The sequence below is a fragment of the Dyella flagellata genome (genome assembly GCF_030160275.1).
Classification (GTDB): domain Bacteria; phylum Pseudomonadota; class Gammaproteobacteria; order Xanthomonadales; family Rhodanobacteraceae; genus Dyella_B; species Dyella_B flagellata.
The window spans coordinates 1-5,578 of sequence record NZ_BSOA01000019.1 but is presented as its reverse complement, the minus strand read 5'-3'; the positions used below and the strand labels follow the sequence as shown (position 1 = coordinate 5,578).

General features: G+C 63.5%; 1 protein-coding gene. It reads right to left on the bottom strand.

The window, feature by feature from the left end:
- The coding region (locus QQJ96_RS11405; protein ID WP_284332129.1) for a non-ribosomal peptide synthetase at positions 1-5,578 on the bottom strand (5,578 nt) is incomplete at both ends.

Here is a 5,578-nt window from a genome sequence, read left to right as displayed (position 1 = left end):
CGGATATCGGCCTCGCCGGGTGGCGCGATGATGACCTGCTGGCCGGCCAGCAGCGGCACCCACATCTCGTAGGTGGAGGCATCGAAGGCTTGCGCCGAATGCATCAGCACACGCTGTTGCGATGAACCGTGCCAACGCCGATCCATCGCCAGTTCCAGCACATTGCGATGCGTGACACCGATACCCTTGGGCGTGCCGGTGGAGCCGGAGGTGTACATCACATAGGCCAGCTGGTCGGCCTGTGCACGCACGGCCGGTGGCGTGCTCGGCTGCGCGGCGATACGCGCGGCATCGCCATCCAGTTGCAGCACATGCGCCTCATGCGGCGGCAAGCGTTCGGCCAGTGCCGATTGCGTCACGATCACGCGAGCTTGGGTATCGGCCAGCATGAAGGCCAGGCGCTCGGAGGGATAGCGCGGTTCCAGCGGCACATAGGTGCCGCCGGCCTTGAGGATGCCCAGCACGCCGATCAATACGTCCAGCGAACGTTCCACGCACAAGGCCACCATGTTTTCCGGACCGACGCCGCAGGCTTGCAGCTGGTGGGCCAGTTGATTGGCGCGCGCGTCGAGCTGGCGATAGGTCAGCCATTGCTCGCCGGCCGTGGCCGCGACGGCCAGTGGTGTGCGTGCGGCCTGTTCGGCGAAACGTTGCGCCAAGGTGCCTTCCGCCTGGGGGCGATCCGTGGCATTCCAGTCCACCAGCAGCTGCTGCCGTTCGGCGTGTTCCAGCAGATCGAGTTCGGCGAGCTTCGTGTCGGCATGATCGGCTACGTTTTGCAGCAATCGAACCAGTTGGCGAACCATGCGCTCAGCCGTGGCGGCATCGAACAGATCGGTAGCGTATTGAACACTGCCAAGCAGCTTCTGCGGTGAACCGTGCGCGGCATCGCGTTCGATGAAACTGAAGGTGAGATCGAACTTGGCAACGCCATAGCCGGTGGTTTGCGGGGTCGTGCTCAAGCCCGAGAACTGCCATTGCGCATCCGCATTGTTCTGCAAAACCACCGCAACCTGGAATAACGGGTGCTGGCTGGCTGAGCGACGCGGATTGAGCATCTCCACCAGGCGTTCGAAGGGTAGGTCCTGGTGCGTATAGGCACCCAGATCCTGGTTGCGCACACGCTCAAGCAACTCCCGGAAGCTGGGCTGGCCCGAGCAATCGGTGCGTAGCACCAGCGTGTTGACGAAGAATCCGACCAGCTCGCTGAGCGCTTCATCCGTGCGTCCGGCGATCGGCGTGCCGAGCGGGATATCGGTGCCCGCGTCGAGCTTGCACAGCAAGGCGGCCACGGCGGCATGCAGCACCATGAACAGCGTTGCCTGATGGGCATTGGCCAGTTCGGTCAGCTTGGTCAGTACCGGCGCATCCAGCTCGAAACCGACATGCTCGCCGCGGAAGCTTGCTTGCGCCGGGCGTGCGCGGTCGTAGGGCAGGGCGAGCTGTTCCGGCAAGCCTTCGAGCGTGAGCTTCCAGTACGCGACCTGCTTAGCCAACAGACTGCCTGGATCGGCTTCGTCGCCGAGTCGTTCGCGCTGCCATAGCGTGTAATCGGCATATTGCACCGGCAGTGGGGTCCAGTCTGGCGCCCGTCCAGCAAGCCGTGCGGCGTACGCCTGTTCCAGGTCGCGAACCAGCGGCGCCCATGACCATCCGTCGCTGGCAATGTGGTGCACCAGCAGCAGGAGCACGTGCGTCGCCGGGCCGAGCTTGAACAAACTTGCGCGAACCGGTAGCTCGTTACGCAAATCAAAGCCATGCATGGCCGCCTGTTTGAGTGCTGCAGCGAGCCCGGCTTCCGCCAGCTCGATCACGGGTAAATGCAACTGCGCATCCTGATCGCTGAGGATGCGCTGCCACGCCCCCTGGCCGTCCTCGCCGAACACCGTGCGCAGACTTTCATGACGCACCACCAGGTCGTTAAACGCGGCTTGCAGCGCGTGCCGGTCGAGCCGGCCTTCCAGGCGTACCGCCAGTGGGATGTTGTAAGTGGAACTGGGTCCCTCGAATTGATGCAGGAACCACAGGCGCTGCTGCGCGAAGGACAGCGGAATACGTTCGGGCCGCGCCATCGGGAGCAACGGAGCACTGACGGTGGCGGCGGCACCAAGTTGATCAATCAAGGCGGCGACCGTGGGTGTTTCGAACAGCGTACGGATCGGTATCTCGATCTTCATCGCGGCGCGAACACGACTGATCAGCCGCGTGGCCAGCAGCGAATGGCCGCCTAAGTCGAAGAAGCTGTCGTCGATGCCAACCGAGGACAGGCCCAGCACTTCGGCAAACAGATCGGCCAGCGCCTGTTCCTGCGGCGTACGCGGCATGCGCTGGCTGGCGGACGCAAATTCAGGGGCCGGCAACGCCTTTCGATCCAGCTTGCCATGCGCGGTCAGCGGGAGCGCAGCAAGTGTCACCAAGGCAGCCGGCAACATGTATTCGGGCAGGTGCTCAGCGAGTGCGCGGCGCAAGGAAGCCGCGTCGATGCTTTGGTCTTGCGTCGAAACCACGTAACCGACCAATTGTTTGTTGCCAGGCTGATCCTCGCGTACGACGACGGCGGCTTGCGCCACCGATGGGAAATTCAGCAGACAGGTCTCGATCTCACCCAGTTCGACACGGAAGCCGCGGATCTTTACCTGATTGTCGGCGCGCCCGATAAACTCGAGGTTGCCGTCCGTCCGCCAGCGCACCATGTCACTGGTGCGGTACATGCGGCCGCCTGGCGCACCGTGCGGGTTGGCAACGAAACGCTCCGCGCTCAACGCGGGGCGGTTGTGGTAACCGCGGGCCAGGCCTTCACCGCCGATGTACAGCTCGCCAGCCACACCGGGTGGCACTAGTCGCAAACTGGCGTCCAGCACGTAGAGTTGCGTGTTATCCAACGGCGAACCGATCGGCACGTTGGCACCGAGGCGGCAAGGTGCGCGCATGGCATAGTTGGTGGCGAAGGTGGTCGTCTCGGTCGGGCCATAGCCATTGACGATGCACAGCCGCGGGAAACGATCGAGCAGGGACTGGATCGCGACCGGTGCCAGCACGTCGCCGCCGGCGATTACCTGGCGCACCCCGGCAAAGCAATCCGCGCGCTCCTCCGCCATGACATGGAACAATCCAGCGCTCAGCCAAAGCGAGGTGACGCCTTGCTTGGCGATGATCCTGGCCAGCTCATGGATATCCGTCTCCCCGGGCGGCGCCATCACGACGCGGTACCCGTTCAGCAGCGGCACCCAGATTTCATAGGTGGAGGCGTCGAATGCCTGCGCCGAGTGCAGCAGCACGCATTGCTGGGCGTCGTCTTGCCAGCGCCGATCGAGCGCCAGTTCCAGCACGTTGCGATGCGTGACGGCCACGCCCTTGGGCAGCCCGGTGGAGCCGGAGGTATACATCACATAGGCGAGATTGCCGCCATGCGCGGCTATCCCGGGCGCGGTGCGCGGCTTTCTAGCGATGTCCTCCGCATCCGCATCGATCTGCACTACATAGGCCCAGTGCGAAGGCAAGCGTTCCACCAGGGCCGACTGCGTCACCAGCACAGCGACCATCGTATCGTTGAGCATGAAGGCCAGCCGTTCGGCCGGATAGCGCGGGTCCAGCGGCACGTACGCACCGCCTGCCTTGAGAATGCCCAGCACGCCGACCAGCATGTCGAGTGAACGCTCGACGCACAGACCCACCATCACGTCCGGACCGACACCCAGGTCGGTAAGGTGATGCGCCAACTGATTGGCGCGAGCGTCCAGCTCGGCGTAAGTCAGCGATTGATCGCCGGCCGTCGCCGCAATCTCATCCGGGCTAGCCAATGCCTGCTGCGCGAAGCGCTGCACCAGATTGTTCTCGGCGAGCGGATGCTGCGTGGCGTTCCAGTCGAGCAGCAGCTTCCTTTCACCGTCGCCGAGCAGATCAATCTCGGCGATCGCGCGATCGGGATGGCCGATGGCCGCATCGAAGACCGCGGCAAGGCGCGTGGCCAATGCCTGTACCGTCGAGCGCTCGAACAGGTCGCTGGCGTAGCCGATGCCCACGGCCAGGCCGGCCGGCATGCCGGCTTCATCGAACTGTTCGCCGAAGGTGAAGGACAGGTCGTACTTGGAGGTGCCGCTGCTAAGCACGCGAGAGGTCACCGCCAGTCCCGGCAATTCCAGGGCTGCATTGCCATTGTTGCCGAAGATGATCGCTACCTGGAACAACGGATGATGCGATTGCGAACGCGTGGGATTGACGATTTCCACCAGCCGCTCGAACGGCAGATCCTGATGCGAGTAGGCGGCCAGGTCGGTCGCGCGCACCCGTTCCAGCAGGTCGCGGAATGTCGGATTGCCGGAGCAATCGGTGCGTAACACCAGCAAATTGACGAAGAAGCCCACCAAGTCGTTCAAGGCTTCGTCGACACGGCCGGCCAATGACGTGCCTATCGAAATATCGTTGCCGGCACCGAGTCGTTGCAACAACGTCGCCACGGCCGTGTGCAGCACCATGAACAATGTCGCCTTGTTGTCACGAGCAAGTTTCAGCAATTGCGCGTGTTGCTGCGCACCGATTTCCAACACCACGTGATCGCCGCGATAACTGGCTTGCGCCGGATACGGGCGATCGGCGGGAAGGTTGAGGCGCTCCGGCAGATCGGTTAGCGCCATCTTCCAGTAGGCGATCTGCCTGGATAGCAGGCTGTCCGGATCTGCCTCGTCACCAAGCGACGTGCGTTGCCACAAGCTGTAGTCGGCATATTGCACCGGCAGCGGCGGCCATGCGGGCGCCTGGCTCTGCAGACGCATGCCATAAGCGGCGGCAAGGTCACGCGCCAGCGGCCGCCATGACCAGCCATCGCTGGCAATGTGGTGCACGAGCAGCAGGAGCACGTACCGTTCGGGGGCGAGCACATGTAGCCACGCGCGTATCGGCAACTCGTGTCCCAGGTCGAATCCGTAAGCGGCGGCCGCGCTCAGCGCGGCATCCAGCTCGTCCTCTCCGACTGGAACAAGCTGCAGCTCGATGCTTGCCTGCGTGGGTGGCAGGATGACCTGATGGCTGCCGCCGTCATCGCTGTTGGCAAAGAGCGTACGCAGACTTTCGTGGCGCGCCAGTACGTCATTCAAAGCCAGCCGCAATGCCGGGATATCCAGCACACCGTCGAGACTCAATGCCAGCGGGATGTTGTAGGTTGCATCCGGCCCGGTGAACTGGTGCAGGAACCACAGGCGCTGCTGTGCAAAGGACAGCGGAATCCGCTCTGGTCTCGGCATCGGTTGCAATTTGCTCCGGGCCACATCGCCGGCACACAACTGCTCGCTCAATCCGGCCACGGTAGGGCTTTCGAACAAAGTGCGGATCGCCAGCTCGACATCGAGCGTATTGCGAATCCGGCTGACCAGCCGCGTCGCCAGCAGGGAATGTCCGCCCAGATCGAAGAAATTATCGTCGATACCGACGTCCGTCACACCGAGCACCTCGGCAAACAGACTGGCAAGGATGTCTTCCTGCGGAGTGCGCGGTGCGCGTCGGCTGATCGATGCGAATTGCGGCGCGGGCAGCGCTTTGCGATCGAGCTTGCCGTTGACGGTCAGCGGCAGGGTTTCCAATA